The sequence below is a fragment of the Actinophytocola sp. genome, from assembly GCF_009379765.1.
In the GTDB taxonomy this organism is placed as follows: Bacteria; Actinomycetota; Actinomycetes; order Mycobacteriales; family Pseudonocardiaceae; genus Actinophytocola.
On the sequence record NZ_WHTD01000181.1, the window covers coordinates 1 to 16,467 of the forward strand.

Sequence of the window (16,467 nt, forward strand, 5' to 3'; positions counted from 1 at the left end):
GATGGGATTCGTGATCCAGATGGCTCCTGGCAAGGCGGCGGAAGGTCGCTCATACCGGGTTGTATTCGGGCCTTCCGACAACGCGGCCAGGGGGCATCTGGGCGCGAATACCACGATCCAAGATCCGCGAGACATGGCCTAACCTGTGGGGATGGCACCGTCGACCGAACCGGTGGGACCGGACGAGCTCGGGGACCCTCCCGAGACCTCCGGCCCTGTGGAGTCCACTGTGGACTGGTCGGCGCTGCCGGACGCGGTCCGCGGCCGGATCGCGGAGCTCGGCGCCGAGGCGATCGGCGCCCTGCCCCAAGTGGACATCCCCCAGCAGCTGCGTGCGGTGGCTCGGTTCACGCCGGCCAAGCGGGCGCGGCTGGGCGGTGCGCCGCTCATCGCGAGCCTGCGCGACTCGTCGGCCTTCCGGACGGCCGTGGTGGAGTGGTGCCGCAAGCACCGGCCGGCCACGTTGGACCTGACCAGCGAGGACCCGGTGGCGGTCGCCGCGGCCGCGGTGCTGCTCGGCGAGGAGACCGCGGGGCACTACCTGGAGCTGGTCGCGCGCCGGGCGTCCGACGCGTCGCTGCGCGCGCAACGGGACTCGGCCGTCGTGCGGGCCGACCGCGCGGAGAACGAGCTGGCCAAGCTGCGTGGCGAGCTGGACTCGGTGCAGGACGCCGTCGACCGGGTGCGCCAGGAGGGCGAGGTCGAGCTGGAGCGGTTGCGCAAGCGCCTGCGCGAGCAGGGGGTCAAGGTGCGCGAGGCCCGCGACGAGGCCGCACGGGCGAGCACGGAGATGGAACGTGTCCGCGCCGAGACGACCGCGAAGCTGACCGCGCTGACCGAGCAGCGCGACCGGGAGCAGGAGCGCGCGGAGACCGAACGCGCCCGGGCCGAACGTGCCGAGGCCGACGCGGACATCGCCCGCCAGTCCGCCCGCGAGGCCCGCCAGGCCGACGAGGTCCGGCTGGCCCTGCTCGTCGACACCCTGGACGGGGCGGTCACCGGCCTGCGCCGCGAGCTGGCCCTCGGCGGCTCCGGCCCGCGGCCCGCGGACCTGGTGCGTGGCGCGACCGAGGCCCAGGGCTCGGTGAGCCGGGTCGAGGACCCGGCGGCCCTGGAGCGGCTGCTCGCGCTGCCGTCGGTGCACCTGGTGGTGGACGGCTACAACGTGACGAAGACGGGCTATCCGGAGCTGTCGCTGTCCGACCAGCGGGAGCGGCTGATCCGCCAGCTGGCCGCCCTCGCGGCCCGCACCTCCGCCGAGGTGACGCTGGTGTTCGACGGCGCGGGCGTGGTGGCCGTGCCCACGACCGCCCCGCGCGGCGTCCGGGTGCTGTTCAGCGACCCGGGCGTCCTTGCCGACGACGTGATCCGCGCGCTGGTCACCGCGGAGCCGGAGGGTCGCCCGGTCGTCGTGGTGACCTCGGACCGGGCGGTGGCCGACTCGGTCCGCCGCCGCGGCGCCCACCCGGTGCCGTCGGCGGTGCTGCTGGCCCGTCTCGGCCGCTCCTGAACCTCTATATAAGGGGGCGCATGGCAGAGCTGCGGCTGCGGCCGCCGCGGCCCCCGACGAGGCCGCGTTCCGCGCCGCGCACGTGGTGATGGCGCTCGAGGGGTTCGTCTTCGGGCTCGGGGCTCGAGCCGGGCCTGTCCTGGGCGGCGTACCTGGGCCGGCCCGACGACCCATCCGGGTGAGCGGGGCGACGCGTTGCGTCGCGAGGGCGGCCACATCGGGTACGGCGTCCTGCCCGCGCACCGGCGGCGCGGCCACGCGACCGGGATCCTCCGGCAGAGCCTCGTGGTCACCCGGGCGATGGGGATCGACCCGGCGCTCGTGACGTGCGACGAGGACACCGTCGCCTCTCGGCGCGCCATCGACGCCTGCGGCGGGCGACTCGAGGCCGTCGAGGACGGCACGCGGCGCTACCTCATCGGGTGACGCATCTCCGGCCCTCGCCGGGCGTTGTTACCGGTAAAGGAGGTGGGGTTTGCGCGTCATCCGGGCACGTGCCAGTCTCTGCGCAGGGCTGGCGCTGGCGGTCGCCCTCCTTCTGGCGCCGAGCACCTCCGCCCAACCCGGGCCCGAGGCGGGCGCGCCCGGTGCGCCGCGCACCGATCCCCGCCCCGGCGAGGCGTTCGCCGATCCGAAGGTCGCCCAGCTCCAGCGGACCGCGGCCGGCGTGCAGCAGGAGCTCGCAGACCTCGCCGGCAAGATCCACGACGCCGAGCGCGACCTGGCCGACGCCACCGATGCCGCCTCCGCCGCGCGCACCGCCCGCGAGCGGGCCGACGCGACCGTCGCGGCACAGCAGGCCGAGGTCGACGCCTACACCGCCGCCGTCTACTCCTCGCTGGCCCAGCCCACCGAGCTCCGCGCCCTGATGTCCGCGGGCCCCGACGAGTTCCTCGACGGCGCAGGCTTCCTCGATCGCCTGCGCGCCGACCAGGACACCCGTCTCGGCGGCGCCGTCCGCCGGCAGACCGCCGCGGAGGAGGCCGAGCGAGCCGCCGACGCCACCCGGGCCGACGCCGCGAGCCGCCGGGCCGACCTCGACCGGCGTACCGAGGACGCGAGCAACCGGGCCGCCTCCGTCTCCTCGGAGCTCGCCGGCGTCATCGCGGACACCGACGCGGCGGTGGTCGACCAGCAGCGCGACCAGAAGCAGCGCAACGACCGGACCGCGGCCAACTGGCGCGCGTACCTGGACAAGCTTGCGAAGGCCGGCATCGAGCCGCCGCTCGCCGCCGCGCTGCGCGACCCCGCGACACTACCCGCGGGCCTGGAACCACTGCCCGGGCAGCGTGGTGTGGTCAGTATCACACTCGCTTCCGGAGAGGTCCTGCTCGTCCTGCCGAAGGAGACGATCGCGGCCGTGACCAGGGCCGTCGACGCGCTCGGCAAGCCCTACGTGCCCGGCAGTGGCAGTGGCGGCACCGGCCCGGCCGCGTACTCCTGCGACGGTCTCGTGCGGGCCGCGTTCGGTGGCCTCCCCGTAGGCGCCGCCCGGCAGATGGCCGTCCTGCCGGCGATCCCTCCGGCCCAGGCGCAGCCCGGTGACCTGGTCTTTCTCGGTCCGGAGCGATACGGCGTGCAGGGCGTCGGCATCGTGCTCGACGGGCGCACGATGCTCACCGCGGACGCCCGGCTGGCCGGCGTCGTGGTCACCGACCTGCCCGCGGGCGACACCGTCCTCGGCGTCGCCCGCCCGTCGCTCGGCGCCAGCCCGGCCAGGGCGGTGCCGAAGGCCGACGACGGCGGCCTGCCCTGGCGCTGCGGCGGTGTCGAGCTCCCGCCCCGCGCGCCCGGCGAGGCACCCGGTGCCTGGGGCGGCTACCCGAACGGCTTCATCCCGCTCACCGCGCTCTGCCGGATCGGCGTCGGCAAGCATGTGCTGCGCTGCGACGCCGCCGCCGCGTTCGGGGCGCTGACCAGCGCGTATGCCGCCACGTTCGGTCGGGGAGCCTGCGTAACGGACTCCTACCGGACTTTCGCCGAGCAAGTCAGCCTCTACGGCACGAAGCCGGCACTCGCGGCCGTGCCCGGCATCAGCAACCACGGCTGGGCGATGGCTCTGGACCTGTGCGGCGGCGCCCAGTCCTTCGCGAGCGCCGAGTACGCGTGGCTCGCCGCCAACGCGCCGCGGTTCGGCTGGTCGAACCCGCTCTGGGCGCGCCCCGGCCACGGCCGGGAGGAACCCTGGCACTGGGAGTTCACGGGATGAGTCCCGTTCCGTGAGCGGGGCCGAAGGAGCGTGCGCCGAGCAGCGCACGGAGGAAGACGGCGTGTTGGCGAGAGAGCGGAGCGAACCGGCAAAAATGTCGGACCCCTTCTCTAGCGTTTGGTTCATGAGGAACTCGAACCGCAAGGAGCAGGGAATGGTCATCGACTGCGACAGCTGTGTGGTGCGTGGGCTCGCCTGTGGCGACTGCGTGGTCAGCGTGCTCCTGGGCGCACCGCCGAACGTGGAGCTGGACGCCTCCGAGCAACGCGCCATCGATGCCCTGGGGAGGGCGGGCATCGTCCCCCGACTACGGCTCACACCCATCGACAAATCCGCGTGACCAGGGGCGAAAGTGAACAATTCGACACAGCGTTCGACACAGTGATCGGGCGAACACGCGCGGCAGTCGAGGCCCGTCGCCGAACGGTCGTCTCGCGTCGCCGAACGGACGTAGCGTCCGCCGCGGACCGGGTGAACTGCGGTGTTGTGGTGGTCACACAACGAAGTTGGGACTGCTCCATTGGTGTTCCAAGGGTCCGAACCACTTTTTTCGCGGGCCCCGGTAGACGCACGGACTCACTTTTCGTAACCTGTCCGAGATCTCGCGGCCGAACGTGGCCCACCCCGGGGCCGCTACGCGGGATCGCCGCCGAGTCAGCCTTTGTCGGGGAGGTTGGACCGGATTCCCCCCACGGTGGGGCGAGAGCACTGAGCGCGCGGCCGTTGTTGCGGCTGAACGCGGTCTGAAGACGTGCCTCGAGCCCCGTCGGCGGTCCGAAGGACGAAGGAGACCCGCGCGAACGTGGCGTCGCATCGAATGAAGCGCGCATTTCGGGCAGCAGTGAGCGTCACCGCCGCCATCGTGGTGGTGAGTGTCTCCCCCTCACCGGCGCTCGCGCTTCCTCCCGCACATCAGCAGCCCCCACCGGACACCGCGTCGGAAGCCCTCGAGCAGTACCGGGAGCTCACGGCACAGGCCGAAAAGGTCAACGAGGACTGGCTCGCCGCCAAGACCGACCTGGGCAAGAAGAAGGCGCAGCTCAACAAGGCCAACGCCGACCTCGCGAAGGCGAAGGCCGCCATGGCGCGGGCGGCGGCAGACGAAGAGGCGTTCCGCGGCCAGGTCGACAACCTGACCAGCGCCTCGTTCCAGGGTGCCCGGTTCAACAAGATCTCCGCCCTGCTCACCGGGTCCTCCAGGGAGGACTTCCTCGAGCGTGCCGCGGCCCTGGGCGTGCTGGCGTCGGACAACGAGGAAGCGCTGGCGAAGATGACCGGGGCGGTGAACCTGGCCGCGGACTCGCAGACCAAGTCCACCGCCGCGCAGAAGAGCGCGGAGGACGCGACCAACGCGGCCCGAGCGCTGACGGACAAGATCGCCAAGACCAAGAAGGATCTGGACGCCCGCAAGGACAAGGTCCAGGCCGCGTACAACGAGCTGAGCGGCGCCGACCAGGAGCAGCTGTCCGGTCCGGTGGACAACAGCGTCTACCTGGGTCCGCCCGGCGCGGGTGGTCGCGCCGCCGAGGTTGCCATGCAGCAGCGCGGCAAGTGGTACGTCTACGGCGCGGCCGGACCGGAGAACTTCGACTGCTCCGGCCTGACCATGTACGCCTACGCCGCGGCCGGCATCAGCCTGCCGCACTCCAGCCGCGCGCAGTACGGCTACGGCAAGTCCGTGGCGTACGGCCAGTGGCAGGTAGGTGACCTGCTGTTCTACGGTGGCAGCCCGAGCTCGATCCACCACGTGGCGATGTACATCGGCGACGGCATGCTGGTGCACGCGTCCACCTCGGGCACCCCGGTGAAGACCGGTGCCGCGCCCTCGGGCGGTGGCGGCGACTTCCTGGGTGCGCGTCGCATCGCCGGCTGACATAACAAGATCGGAAAGACTCGGGACCGGTGCGCGCCGCACCGGTCCCGAGTCGCATGTGGCCCTAGCATTCAGTCCGTGACCGACCGGGCGAGCCTGCGGACGTGGTTGGGCGCGGCGGTGGCCGCGACCATCCTCGGTGGCCTCGCCCTGGTCGCCGTCCCTGGCCAGGACGTCTTCCCGGCCGCTCCCGGTCCCGGCCAGCCGCTGGGCGCGGCCACCCCCGCGCCGCCGGTCGACCAGGCCGACGCCACCCGCGCCGAGGCCATCGGCGACCTGCTGGGCCGCCGCGCCAAGGCCGTCCGCGACCGGGACGAGCGGGCCTTCCTCGCCACCGTCGACCCGGCGGCCGACGAGCCGTTCCGCTCCAGCCAGCAGCGGCTGTTCGCCAACCTCGCGGGCGTGCCGCTGACCGAGTGGTCCTACCGGCTGCACCCCGACGACACGCTGGACGTCACCTACCTTCCCGACACCGTGACCGGTGCTGGGACCGGTGCTGGGACCGGCGAGGGGGCCGACGCCGCGGAGCTGTGGGCACCCGCGGTCGACCTGCGCTACGCCCTGCGCGGCGGCGACGTCACACCGACCAGCCGGGCCATGGGCTACCTGTTCGCCCGGCACGACGGCGCCTGGTACCTGCGCTCGGACAACGCGCTGGACCGGCTCGGCCGGCGCACCTGGCGCGGGCCGTGGGACTTCGGGCCGTGTGAGGTCACCGCCGCCGAGCACGGCATCGTGCTGAGCCACCCGGGCGACGAGCCGATGGTCGACCGGCTGGTCCACGAGCTGGACCCGGCGGTCCGCGCCGTCAGCGAGATCTGGCCGACGTCCTGGTCGGAGCGGGTGGTGCTGATGCTCCCCGACTCGCCCGGCGAGATGCGCGCGCTGGTCGGACCGAACTTCCCGGTCGAGTCGGTGGTCGCGGTCGCCGTCGCGGACCGGGTCGACAACGCCACCCGCACGGTCGCGGGCCAGCGGGTCGTGCTGAGCCCGAACGGTGTGCGGGCGCTGTCGATCCCGTCGCTTCGGGTGGTGCTGCGGCACGAGATCACCCACCTCGCCGCGCGCGCCGACACCGTGGACGGCTCGCCGACGTGGCTCCTGGAGGGCTTCGCGGACTACGTGGGCTACCGAGACAGCGGCGTGACGCTCGAGGAGGGTGCCCCGGACCTGGCCCGGCGGGTCCGCTACGACGGCCCGCCCACGTCCCTGCCGGAGGACCGGGCGTTCCGGTCCAACGGCTCCGAGCTGGACCAGGCCTACCAGCAGAGCTGGTCGCTGGCCCGCTACATCGCCGACCGGTACGGCGAGGAGACGCTCATCACGCTGTACCGCAAGCTCGCCGCGGTGGGTCCCGCGTCCGCGAGCAGGACCGATGACCTGCTGAGGGAGGTTCTGGGGGCGGACCGGGCCGAGCTCGTGGGGGGCTGGCAGCACTACCTGCGGGACGCGCTCAAGTAGGGTTTGCCGGTGCCTCGGACCTTGGTGGTGACCAACGACTTCCCGCCTCGTCCTGGTGGGATTCAGTCGTACCTGCACGCGCTCGCGACCCGGCTGCCCGACCAGGACCTCGTGGTCTACGCGCCGTCGTGGACGCACCACACCGGCTCACACCCCGAGTTCGACGCCGAGCAGCCCTTCCCGGTGATCCGGCACAAGGCCGGTCTGATGCTGCCCACCCCGGACGTCGCCCGGCGGGCCCGCGAGATCCTGCGGGCCGAGGGCTGCGACACCGTCTGGTTCGGCGCGGCCGCCCCGCTCGCCCTGCTGGCACCGCAGCTGCGGGCGGCGGGTGCGCGCCGGGTCGTCGCCAGCACGCACGGCCACGAGGTCGGCTGGTCGATGCTCCCGGTCGCGCGGCAGGCGTTGCGCCGCATCGGCTCGACCACCGACGTCGTGACGTTCGTGAGCAAGTACACCCGTTCCCGGTTCGCCTCGGCGTTCGGCCCGATGGCGGCGCTGGAGTACCTGCCCTCCGGCGTGGACACGGCGCAGTTCGCGCCGAACTTCGCCGCCCGCAAGGAGATCCGGGCCCGCTACGGCCTGGGCGACCGGCCGACCGCGGTGTGCGTGTCCCGCCTCTGGCCGCGCAAGGGCCAGGACATGCTGATCAAGGCGCTGCCGCAGATCCGCAAGCGGGTCCCGGAGGCGGCGCTGCTCCTCGTCGGCGGCGGGCCCTACCGGGACCGCCTGCGCGCGATGGCCGAGCAGCTCGGCGTCGCCGACCACGTGATCATGACCGGCCGGGTGCCGTGGGAGGAGCTGCCGGCGCACTACGTCGCGGGCGACGTTTTCGTGATGCCCTGCCGCACCCACGGCCGCGGGCTGGATGTCGAGGGCCTGGGGATCGTGTACCTGGAGGCGTCCGCGTCCGGTCTGCCGGTGGTGGCCGGCCGGTCCGGCGGCGCCCCGGAGACCGTGCTGGACGGCGTGACCGGCAACGTGGTCGACGGCCGCGACGTCACCCGGATCGCCGAGAAGGTCGGCGACCTGCTGGCCGACCCGACCTGGGCGACGGAGATGGGTGAGGCCGGCCGCAGGTGGGTGTCCCGCCACTGGCGCTGGGAGGACATCGCCACCCGCCTGGCCCGCCTCCTCGACGGCGGCGCGGTCTAGGGCGCTTCTGGCGGATCACGAGTCGCGCGGCCGATGATCCGGCGGGGGACACAAGTGTCCTGAGTCGGAGATTCGACACCACCTCCGGCGCCCGCGCGGCGGTTGGCGGCGTTGGCGGAAAGCCCGAGTACGACCCGGTACGAGGAACTTCCCGCCGCCTTGCCAGCCACCACGCGGATCACCGGATCTGGCGCCGAGCTCCCGACTCAGGACACTAGTGTCCGCCGACGGCGCGTAGCTCGGCCGCGTCCAGGACCGGCTGGATCTCGTCGCTCGCGGCCAGCTGCACCGCCGCGACCCGGGACGCGACCTCCGTGGGCAGCGGGATGTGCACGGTCTCGATCCCGTGCGCGACCTTGCCGTCCATGGTCCGCGCGAACAGCTGCTGGAGCTCCGCAGACGTCAGGACCAGGATCCGCTTGCTGGCCCGCACGAGCGACAGGAAGTACAGCTCGGCGATGCAGTTCAGCACGTTGCCCGTCGGGTGCCGGCCACCCGACGCGGTCTTGATCGACGCCACGATGCGCCGGTTGTCCGACACGGCGTCGAACTCGTGGTACCCGCCCGGTTGCAAACGCAGGACCTGCCTGGTGAACACGGTCTCGTACTTGTCCGACAACACGTCCCGCACGTGGTCTTCGACGGCGTTCGTGAGGTATCGGGAGTTGACCATCCTGGCCCTCGCTTCCGGATTGGCCCCATCATGGAGTGGCCGGTAGCGCAGGTCCACTGTTACCGCGCGTCGCCGGTTAGAAGCGCAACGCAGTTGGTCGGTTTGGCGTCTTCGTGTTCGGCGGTCAGCGTGGTACGGCCCACGACTCGACGGCCGAGAAGTCGTCGGCGTCGTCGAGCGTGCGCACCCGGACCACCGGTGCCGGCTCCCGCTCGACGGGGGCGGGAGCCGGCACCGGGGCGGCCGGCCGGGGTCGCGGCCGGGCGGCGATGACCTGTGCCAGCTCCGCCGTCAGCTCCTCGCCCGCCACCGGCTCCAGCGCGGCCAGGCCCGCGGACAGTGCGGTGGCCGACGCCTCCTGGGTGAGCCGGTAGATCTCCGCGGCGAGCTCGTCGGGCTCGAGGGCCATCGCCTCGGGGGAGAGGTCGAGCGCGACCAGCCGGCCCTCGAGGTTCACCCGTACCTCGACGCCTCGCCCCGCCGCGGCGGCGGTGATCCGGCCCAGCCGGTCGAACAGTCCGTCCGCCTGGTCGTTCAGCGCGGAGTTGGCCTCGATGAGCTGGTCGACGGTGTAACTCTCGTACCCCATCAGGCCCTCCAGGAGTCCGGTGTCGTCGTCTCGGCGCGTTCGGTCGCCGCCATGTCCTGGTTGAGGCCCAGCAGGGTCAGCTCGTCCTCGCCCAGTCCGTCCAGGGCCTCGCGCAGCGCCGCCTTCGTCCGCTGGTTCGCTACCGCCGTGGCCTGGTCGACCGCGGCGAGGATGCCGGCCGCCAGCGCACGCGACCCCTGCGCCATGGCCCGCCGGTCCAGCGCCAGCGACGACAGCGCCCCGCCCGGGTAGACCTCGACCCGGATCCCGCCGGCCGAAGCGGCCCCGGTGATCTCACTCATCGTGGGTGCACCCCTCCGTAGAACGTCGAGCTCGACAGCGTGTGGGTCACCCGCTGCACCTTGTCCGACGAGTTGCCCTCGACGAGCGTCACCTTGTCGCCGTGGACGCTCTCCACGATCCCGATGTGCGTGCTCGTCTGCGTGCTCTCCGGCCCGGTCCCGAACAGCAGCACGTCACCGGGCCTCGCGGCGTCGAGGTTGTGCTTGCCGTACGCGAGGCCGTGCTCCTGGCCCCAGTGGTAGACGTCGCCGGTGAACGGAAGGATCCCTATGTCCACACCCGACTTCTTCCACACCCAGGTGGCGAAGTTCGAGCACCACGCGCCGGTCGGGCCGTACTTGTTCTGGTTGCCGGGGCCCTCGTGGTAGCCGAGCTGGCCCCGCGCGATCTTCTTGATCTTGTTGCGGACGCCCGACCTCGTCTTCGGCGGCGCCGCCTTCGCCTTCGACCCGGTGTGCTTGCGCCCTCGCCGGGTCGGGTCCGCGAACCCGTCGTGCTCGACGGTTCGCTCGAGCTTGCCCAGCGCCTCGGCGGCGTCCTTCATCTGTCCCCGCACCGAGCGGACATGCCGGATCGACTCGTTGGTGTAGTCCCGCGCCAGGTCGACGACCTGGCCGGCGGCCCGCACCAGCGCCCCCTGCGCGCCGGCCCCGGTCACCCCGCGGGCGGCGTCCAGCAGCCGCGTCGCCTTCGTCGTGTACTCCTCGACCAGGTTCGCGACCGCCGTGTGGTTCGAGCCCAGCGACGCGGCGGTGGCGCCCACGATCTCCGCTGCCTTCGTCGACGCCGTCGATGTCGTCCGCAGCGCCTTGGTCATCCGCCGGGCGCGCCGGTCGAACCCGGCGGCGTTGCGACCGTCCCAGTGGCTCGTCGCGGCGGCCGCGCCCGACCTGTGGTCGTCGTGGTGACGCTCGACCGTCTTCGCCGCGGTGTCGAGCGCGGCGTGCGCCTGGTGGGCGTCCTCGGCCTTGCCGGCCAGGCTGTTGCGGTGCGCGATCAGCTGCCCGGCGGCCTTGCGTGCGATGACCCTGCTCTCCACGGCCCCGTCCTCTCCCGTGTGTGGGCGACGAGGCAACCTTGCGCCGGGCCGCTCGCTCAGCGGAAGCGGCGCTGCACGGATGGGCACATCGGGTGCACGATCAGGCCGTCGGCGCACCGGCGGGCAGCTCGTGGACCGCGATCCCGATGCCGCGGTAGTACCGGACGAGCTCTGCGTCGAGCGGCGCGCCCGAGGTGACCGCGGCGACGCACCGGCCGCCGAACGCCGCCCGCAGCTTCGGGTAGACCACCGTGTCGGCGAGCGCGTGCTGCAGGCGCAGCGCCAGCGACGGCCGGCTCCGGGCGCCGTACCGGACGGCCACCGACGCGGCCGCGTCGAACACCGTCGAGCGGCCCTCGGCGGCGGCCTTCTCCCGCGCCGCGGCGTGCAGGTCGCGCAGCAGGCTCGTGTCGGCCACGATGGTCCGCGGTCGGAACATGCCCAGGTCGGTGACCAGGTTGTCGGCGTCGGGCACGTGGCCGAGCGTGGTGCGGGTGTAGACGCAGGCCAGCGACAGCAGCCGGGCGCCGAGGTCGGCGAGCGGCAGCAGCACCAGCAGGGAGTTGCCCGCCCGCAGCACGGGGGCGAAGCGCGCGATGACCCTGCGGACCTCGGCGAGCACCTCGCCGTGGGTCAGCTCCACCCGCTTGGGGTGGGTTGCGCCGGTCGGGTAGACGAGCGTGGCCACCGCGTCGGTCGTGACCGCGAGCCTGCGCTCGCGCGCGACGGTGTCGTCGACCTCCTCGCCGAGCTCGGTCAGCTCCGCGACCGCCGCCATCACGTCGGCGTCGGGGTCGCCATCGACAGCCTCGGCACCACCGCCGTCGAGCTGCCAGACCCAGCCGATCTCGGGCAGCCGGGCGACGATCCGGCGCAGCGTCTCCCGGTGCGCGCCGGTCTCCAGCACGATCGCGCAGGCGCCGGAGTCGGACAGGATCCACTCGACGTCCTCGACCGCGGCGTCGGGGGCGATCGGCACCGTCTGGCAGCCGGCCGCCCAGGCGGCGTAGTCGAACAGCGTCCACTCGTAGCGCGTGCCGGCGTAGAGGGCGATCCGGTCACCCGGCCGCAGCCCCGCCGCGATGAGTCCCTTGGCGACGTCGACCACCTGGCTCGCGAACTCGCGGGTGGTGACGTCCAGCCAGGAGCCGTCGGTCCGGCGGCGTACCCCGATCGTGCCCCCGAACCGCTCCGCGTTAGCCATGACCATGTCGGTCAGGCTCGCCGCACTGGTCTCCCCGTCGGTCACACCACGAAACTAGCGTGAACGTCACGTGACATGCTGCACGGGTGCCCGCGGTGGATGTGATCGACGAGACGTTCCTCGCCGTGCCGCCCGGTTCGGTGGCCGCCGCGTTCGCCGATCCCGGCGCGTGCCGGCGGTTCTGGCCGGACCTGCGGCTTTCGGTCTACGCCGACCGCGGTGTCGAGGGGCTGCGCTGGACCGTGGCCGGTGCGCTGGTCGGCACCATGGAGGTCTGGCTCGAGCCGATGCTCGACGGCACCTTGCTGCACTACTTCCTGCGTGCGGACCCGCCGCCGGGCGCCGACGCCCGGCCGGCCCGGCTGCGCCGCGAGAAGACCCGCCGCCAGCTGGCCGCGAAGGCCGTCGCGCTCGACCTCAAGGGCGTCCTGGAGGACAGCCGGCGCCCGGGGTGCCCGCCGCCGGCGAGCTAACCTGCGATCGTGCGGGTTCACGTGGTGTCCGACGTGCACGGCAACGCCGAGGCACTGGCCAAGGCGGGGGACGGCGCCGACGCCCTCGTGGTGCTCGGCGACCTGATCGACTTCGTCGACTACCACGACCACTCCGGCGGGATCATGGGCACGGTGTTCGGCCCGGACGCGATGGCGACGTTCGCGAAGCTGCGCCGGGAGCGGCAGCACAACGAGCTGGCGGCGTTCGCGCGGACGCTGTGGACGAGCGTGACCGACCCCGGCGCGGTGGTCGAGGAGGCCATCCGCGACCAGTACTCCCGGATCTTCGCCGCGATGACCGTCCCGACCTATGCCACACCGGGCAACGTCGACCTGCCGGCGCTGTGGCCGGAGTATGCCGGGGACAACGTGCGGATCCTCGACGGCGAGGTGGTCGAGATCGGCGGGCTGCGGTTCGGCTTCGTCGGCGGCGCGCTGCTGCCGCCCGGCGCGGTGCGGCGCCGGGGCGGGGTGTTCCACGCCTACCTGCGCACCGACGAGGAGATCGCCGCGGCCCTCGCCGGGCTCACCGACGTGGACGTGCTGTGCAGCCACGTGCCGCCCGACGTGCCCGAGCTGACCTACGACGTGGTGTCCCGGCGCTCGGAGTTCGGCTCGGCCGCGCTGCTGGAGCTGATCATGACCCAGCACCCGCGCTGGGCGGTGTTCGGGCACGTGCACCAGCCGCTCGCGCCGCGCATGCGGCTGTCGTACACCGAATGCGCCAACGTCGGCCACTTCCAGCGGACCCAGCGGCCGTACGTGCTGCGCTGGTAGGAGGCGTGACCGGGTAGCCTCCCCGGCATGGCCGATGAGTCCACCCAGTCCATCGTGGTCGACGCGCCACCGCAGGACATCATGCCGGTGATCGCGGACTTTCCGGCGTACCCGGAATGGGCCAACGCGGTGAAGAAGACCGAGGTCCTGGCGGAGGGGTCGGACGGCAAGGCGCTGCAGGTGCGGTTCACCCTCGACGCCGGGCCGTTCAAGGACGTCTACACGCTCGCGTACGACTGGGCCGCCGACGGGCTGTCGGTGAGCTGGACGCTCGTCAAGGGCCAGATGCAGCGCTCGCAGAACGGCCGCTACCTGCTCACCCCGGAGGGCGACAAGACCCGGGTCACCTACACGCTGGCGGTCCAGCTGGCCGTGCCGATGATCGGCCTGTTCCGGCGCAAGGCCGAGAAAATGATCATGGACATCGCGCTGAAGGAGCTCAAGCGCCGGGTCGAGGGCGCGTAGGCCCGGGCTCTATGGCGGGTGCGCGGATTCTGCTGTTCACCGGCAAGGGAGGGGTCGGCAAGACCACCCTCGCCGCGGCGACGGCTGCCCGGCTGGCGGTCGGCGGGCGCAAGGTTCTCGTCGCCTCGGCCGACCCGGCGCACTCGCTCGGCGACGTCTTCGGCCGCGGGCTCACCACCGAGCCATCCGAAGTGGACACCTGCCTGTACGCGGCCCATGTGGACGCTCGCGGGCTCGTCGACAAGGCGTGGCAGGACATCCGGCGCCAGCTGCGCACCGCACTCGCCGGGGCGGGGCTCGACGAGCTGGACGCCGCGGAGCTCACCGTGCTGCCCGGGGTGGACGAGCTGCTCGCCCTCACCGAGGTGGCCCGGCTCGCGCGCGAGGGCCCGTGGGAGGTCGTGGTCGTCGACTGTGGACCGACGGCGGAGACGTTGCGGCTGCTGGCGCTGCCCGAGGCGGTGGCCGGCTACGTGGACCGGCTGCACCGTGCCGCGCCCTCGCTCGGCACGCTCGCCGCTCATCTGGCCGACCTGCGCCGGCTGCTCGTCGACCCGGCGGTGACGAGTGTCCGGCTGGTACTGACGCCGGAGCGGCTCGTCGTCGCCGAGACCCGCCGGACGCTCGCCGCGTTGGCACTGCGCGGGATCCGGGTCGACAGCCTCGTCGCGAACCGGCTCCTGCCGAGGGCAAGGCCGAAGACCCGCTTGCGGGGTCGAGCATCTATACCGAAGACCCGCTTGCGGGGTCGAGCATCTATACCGTGGCGCGGACCGGCGGCGAGCTGGCTGCGTATCCGGAGGGCCGAGCAGGACGCGGTACTGTCCGAACTGGACGCTTCGACGCCGTTGCGGGTGCACCTGGTGGAGCACCGGCCGGCCGAGCCGGTCGGCACCCGCCCGCTGCTGGAGCTGGCGGAGGAGCTGTACGGCGACGCCGACCCGCTGGCCGAGCCCTTCGCCGGCGGCGGCGACGTCCGACCGCTGCTGGGTATCCGCACGACGGCCGAGGGGGGCTACGAGCTGACCGTCGCACTGCCGCTGACCGACTCGAGCGAGCTGGACCTCGCCCGGGTCGGCGACGACCTCGCGATCACCGTCGACGGGGCGCGCCGGCTGGTCGCGCTGCCGGTGCTGCTGCGCCGGCACACGGTCACCGACGCGGCGGTCGAGGACGGTGGGCTCGTGCTGCGGTTCGAGGAGCGGGCGTGACCGCGGACGCGCCGGGTAGCCGGCTGGTGGAGGAGCTGCGGCTGCTGCTGGACGCGGTGGCCGAGCGGGCCGGGCCGTGGCTGGACCGGGTCTCGGGCGAGTCCCCGGCGGCGGGCTGCCGGTGCCCCGCGTGCGCGGTGGCGGCGCTGGTCCGCGGCGAACCGAACGAGCTTGCCGCGCGGAGCCTCGACCGGGCCGCCGACCTGGTGGCGCTGCTGCGTGCGGTGCTCGCCGACCGGTGGGAGCCCGGCGCGCCGCACATGCCGGGGTTCGCCCCGCCGCCGCGGCCCGGCGACCGGCCGCGGGTGCAGCGGATTCCGGTGCGCCGCAAGGGAGATCCGCCAGCTTGAGGGCCAAGACGACCATCGGGGTGGACATCGGGGGCACCAGTGTGCGGGCGGGCGTGGTGGACCGGTACGGCACCGTGATCGACACCGCCCGCGCGCCCACGCCGACGAGCGAGGGTGCGTTGGAGGACGCGATCGTGTCCGCGGTGGGGATCCTGGCGGCGCGGCACCGGGTGACCGCGGTCGGGCTGGCCGTGGCCGGCTTCGTCACGACGGACCGCCGGTCGGTGATGTTCGCGCCGCACCTCGCGTGGCGGCACGCGCCGGTGGCGGACCGGATCTCCGAGCGGCTGCGCCTGCCGGTGGTACTCGAGCACGACGCGAACGCCGCGGTGCTGGCCGAGTACCGCTTCGGCGCCGCGCGCGGCTCGCGGGTCGCGCTCCTGGTGGCGATCGGCACCGGCATCGGGGGCGGGCTGCTGCTGGACGGCTCGCTGTTCCGCGGCGCGTTCGGGGTGGCGCCCGAGTTGGGGCATCTGTCGCTGGTGCCCGGCGGCCGGCCGTGCCCGTGCGGGAAGTCGGGGTGCTGGGAGCGCTACTGCAGCGGCACGGCCCTGTCGACGACGGCGGTGGAGCTGCTGGCCCGCCACCCGGGCGGGTCGACGGTGCTCGCCCGCGAGGTGACGGTGGACAAGCGCGCGGTGACGGGTCGCAAGGTGGCCGCGGCCGCCCGCGACGGCGACCCGCTGGCGCAGCGCGCGATGGCCGAGCTGGCGACGTGGCTGGGCGAGGGCCTGGCGCTGGTCGCGGACATCTACGACCCGGAGATCGTGGTCATCGCGGGCGGCGTGTCCGAGTCCGCGCCCCTGTTCCTCGACGACGCCAGGGACCACTACAAGAAGAAGATCACCGGCGCCGGCTACCGCCCGCTGGCCCGGATCCGCACCGCCCAACTGGGCGACGACGCCGCGATGGTGGGCGCGGCCGCCCTGGCCGCCGAGGACGCCCGATGACCCCGCCCCCGCCCTCCCACGTGTCGACCCCCGCCCTCCCACGTGTCGACCCCTCGCGTAGGCGCGCCGACTCCTCGCGCGGATGTGTCGACTCCCGGCGGGACGGCGCACCATTTTCCGGAGGGCACCGACGACTTCGGGCGACGCGGCGACCACCCGGCGGGCGGCGGGGGCACCAGTGTCCTGAGTCGGGAGTTCGGCGCC

The 16,467-nt window shown here is 73.3% G+C and carries 18 protein-coding genes; 13 read left to right on the forward strand and 5 right to left on the reverse strand.

Annotated elements, in window-relative coordinates; genetic code table 11:
• Positions 1-151: 151 nt before the first annotated feature.
• The 7 genes from GEV28_RS36205 (at position 152) to GEV28_RS36235 (ending at position 8,208) form a co-directional block, all read left to right on the forward strand.
• Entirely contained in the window at positions 152-1,510 is a 1,359-nt protein-coding gene (locus GEV28_RS36205) for an NYN domain-containing protein (protein WP_291417831.1), read from the forward strand.
• A 195-nt stretch (positions 1,511-1,705) separates the two neighbouring features.
• On the forward strand, positions 1,706-1,936 hold the full coding sequence (locus tag GEV28_RS36210; RefSeq protein ID WP_291417833.1) for a hypothetical protein: 231 nt from the start codon (positions 1,706-1,708) through the stop codon (positions 1,934-1,936).
• A gap of 49 nt (positions 1,937-1,985) precedes the next feature.
• The gene (locus GEV28_RS36215; protein WP_291417835.1) at positions 1,986-3,719 is read left to right on the forward strand and encodes a D-alanyl-D-alanine carboxypeptidase family protein; all 1,734 of its coding nucleotides are present in this window, start codon (positions 1,986-1,988) and stop codon (positions 3,717-3,719) included.
• A 124-nt stretch (positions 3,720-3,843) separates the two neighbouring features.
• Complete coding sequence (locus GEV28_RS36220; protein WP_367115265.1) at positions 3,844-4,059, forward strand: hypothetical protein; 216 nt, start codon at positions 3,844-3,846, stop codon at positions 4,057-4,059.
• Positions 4,060-4,536: 477 nt separating this feature from the next.
• Positions 4,537-5,592 carry a C40 family peptidase gene (locus GEV28_RS36225; RefSeq protein WP_291417837.1) on the forward strand — a complete coding sequence of 352 codons (1,056 nt, stop codon included), beginning with the start codon at positions 4,537-4,539 and terminating at the stop codon, positions 5,590-5,592.
• Between the two features lie 78 nt (positions 5,593-5,670).
• Positions 5,671-7,053: a basic secretory protein-like protein gene (locus tag GEV28_RS36230; RefSeq protein WP_291417839.1), complete on the forward strand. Its 1,383-nt coding sequence runs from the start codon at positions 5,671-5,673 to the stop codon at positions 7,051-7,053.
• Between the two features lie 9 nt (positions 7,054-7,062).
• On the forward strand, positions 7,063-8,208 hold the full coding sequence (locus GEV28_RS36235; RefSeq protein WP_291417840.1) for a glycosyltransferase family 4 protein: 1,146 nt from the start codon (positions 7,063-7,065) through the stop codon (positions 8,206-8,208).
• A gap of 214 nt (positions 8,209-8,422) precedes the next feature.
• Here the strand turns inward: GEV28_RS36235 and GEV28_RS36240 are convergent, their stop codons facing one another.
• The 5 genes from GEV28_RS36240 to GEV28_RS36260 all read right to left on the reverse strand — a co-directional run bounded on the left by GEV28_RS36240 (position 8,423) and on the right by GEV28_RS36260 (position 12,061).
• Complete coding sequence (locus GEV28_RS36240; RefSeq protein WP_291417842.1) at positions 8,423-8,881, reverse strand: hypothetical protein; 459 nt, start codon at positions 8,879-8,881, stop codon at positions 8,423-8,425.
• Between the two features lie 124 nt (positions 8,882-9,005).
• On the reverse strand, positions 9,006-9,470 hold the full coding sequence (locus tag GEV28_RS36245) for a hypothetical protein (RefSeq protein WP_291417844.1): 465 nt from the start codon (positions 9,468-9,470) through the stop codon (positions 9,006-9,008).
• The gene (locus GEV28_RS36250; RefSeq protein ID WP_291417846.1) at positions 9,470-9,772 is read right to left on the reverse strand and encodes a YbaB/EbfC family nucleoid-associated protein; all 303 of its coding nucleotides are present in this window, start codon (positions 9,770-9,772) and stop codon (positions 9,470-9,472) included. Before GEV28_RS36250 ends, GEV28_RS36245 begins: the two co-directional genes overlap by 1 nt.
• Entirely contained in the window at positions 9,769-10,812 is a 1,044-nt protein-coding gene (locus GEV28_RS36255; RefSeq protein WP_291417847.1) for a CHAP domain-containing protein, read from the reverse strand. Before GEV28_RS36255 ends, GEV28_RS36250 begins: the two co-directional genes overlap by 4 nt.
• Positions 10,813-10,912: 100 nt before the next feature.
• Complete coding sequence (locus GEV28_RS36260) at positions 10,913-12,061, reverse strand: AMP-binding protein (RefSeq protein ID WP_291417849.1); 1,149 nt, start codon at positions 12,059-12,061, stop codon at positions 10,913-10,915.
• 41 nt (positions 12,062-12,102) lie between these two features.
• Here GEV28_RS36260 and GEV28_RS36265 point away from each other — a divergent pair, with 41 nt between their 5' ends.
• Genes GEV28_RS36265 through GEV28_RS36290 form a run of 6 tightly spaced genes read left to right on the forward strand, consistent with a single transcriptional unit; the run spans position 12,103 to position 16,263 of the window.
• The gene (locus GEV28_RS36265; RefSeq protein ID WP_291417851.1) at positions 12,103-12,489 is read left to right on the forward strand and encodes a polyketide cyclase / dehydrase and lipid transport; all 387 of its coding nucleotides are present in this window, start codon (positions 12,103-12,105) and stop codon (positions 12,487-12,489) included.
• Between the two features lie 9 nt (positions 12,490-12,498).
• Entirely contained in the window at positions 12,499-13,287 is a 789-nt protein-coding gene (locus tag GEV28_RS36270) for a metallophosphoesterase (protein WP_291417853.1), read from the forward strand.
• 27 nt (positions 13,288-13,314) lie between these two features.
• Positions 13,315-13,752 (forward strand): SRPBCC family protein, encoded by a 438-nt coding sequence (locus GEV28_RS36275; RefSeq protein ID WP_291417855.1) that lies wholly within the window; start codon positions 13,315-13,317, stop codon positions 13,750-13,752.
• A gap of 11 nt (positions 13,753-13,763) precedes the next feature.
• Entirely contained in the window at positions 13,764-14,963 is a 1,200-nt protein-coding gene (locus tag GEV28_RS36280) for an ArsA family ATPase (RefSeq protein ID WP_291417858.1), read from the forward strand.
• Positions 14,960-15,313: a hypothetical protein gene (locus tag GEV28_RS36285; RefSeq protein ID WP_291417859.1), complete on the forward strand. Its 354-nt coding sequence runs from the start codon at positions 14,960-14,962 to the stop codon at positions 15,311-15,313. The genes GEV28_RS36280 and GEV28_RS36285 overlap by 4 nt, the downstream gene beginning before the upstream one ends.
• A gap of 20 nt (positions 15,314-15,333) precedes the next feature.
• The gene (locus tag GEV28_RS36290; RefSeq protein WP_291417862.1) at positions 15,334-16,263 is read left to right on the forward strand and encodes an ROK family protein; all 930 of its coding nucleotides are present in this window, start codon (positions 15,334-15,336) and stop codon (positions 16,261-16,263) included.
• The last annotated feature ends 204 nt before the right edge of the window (positions 16,264-16,467 follow it).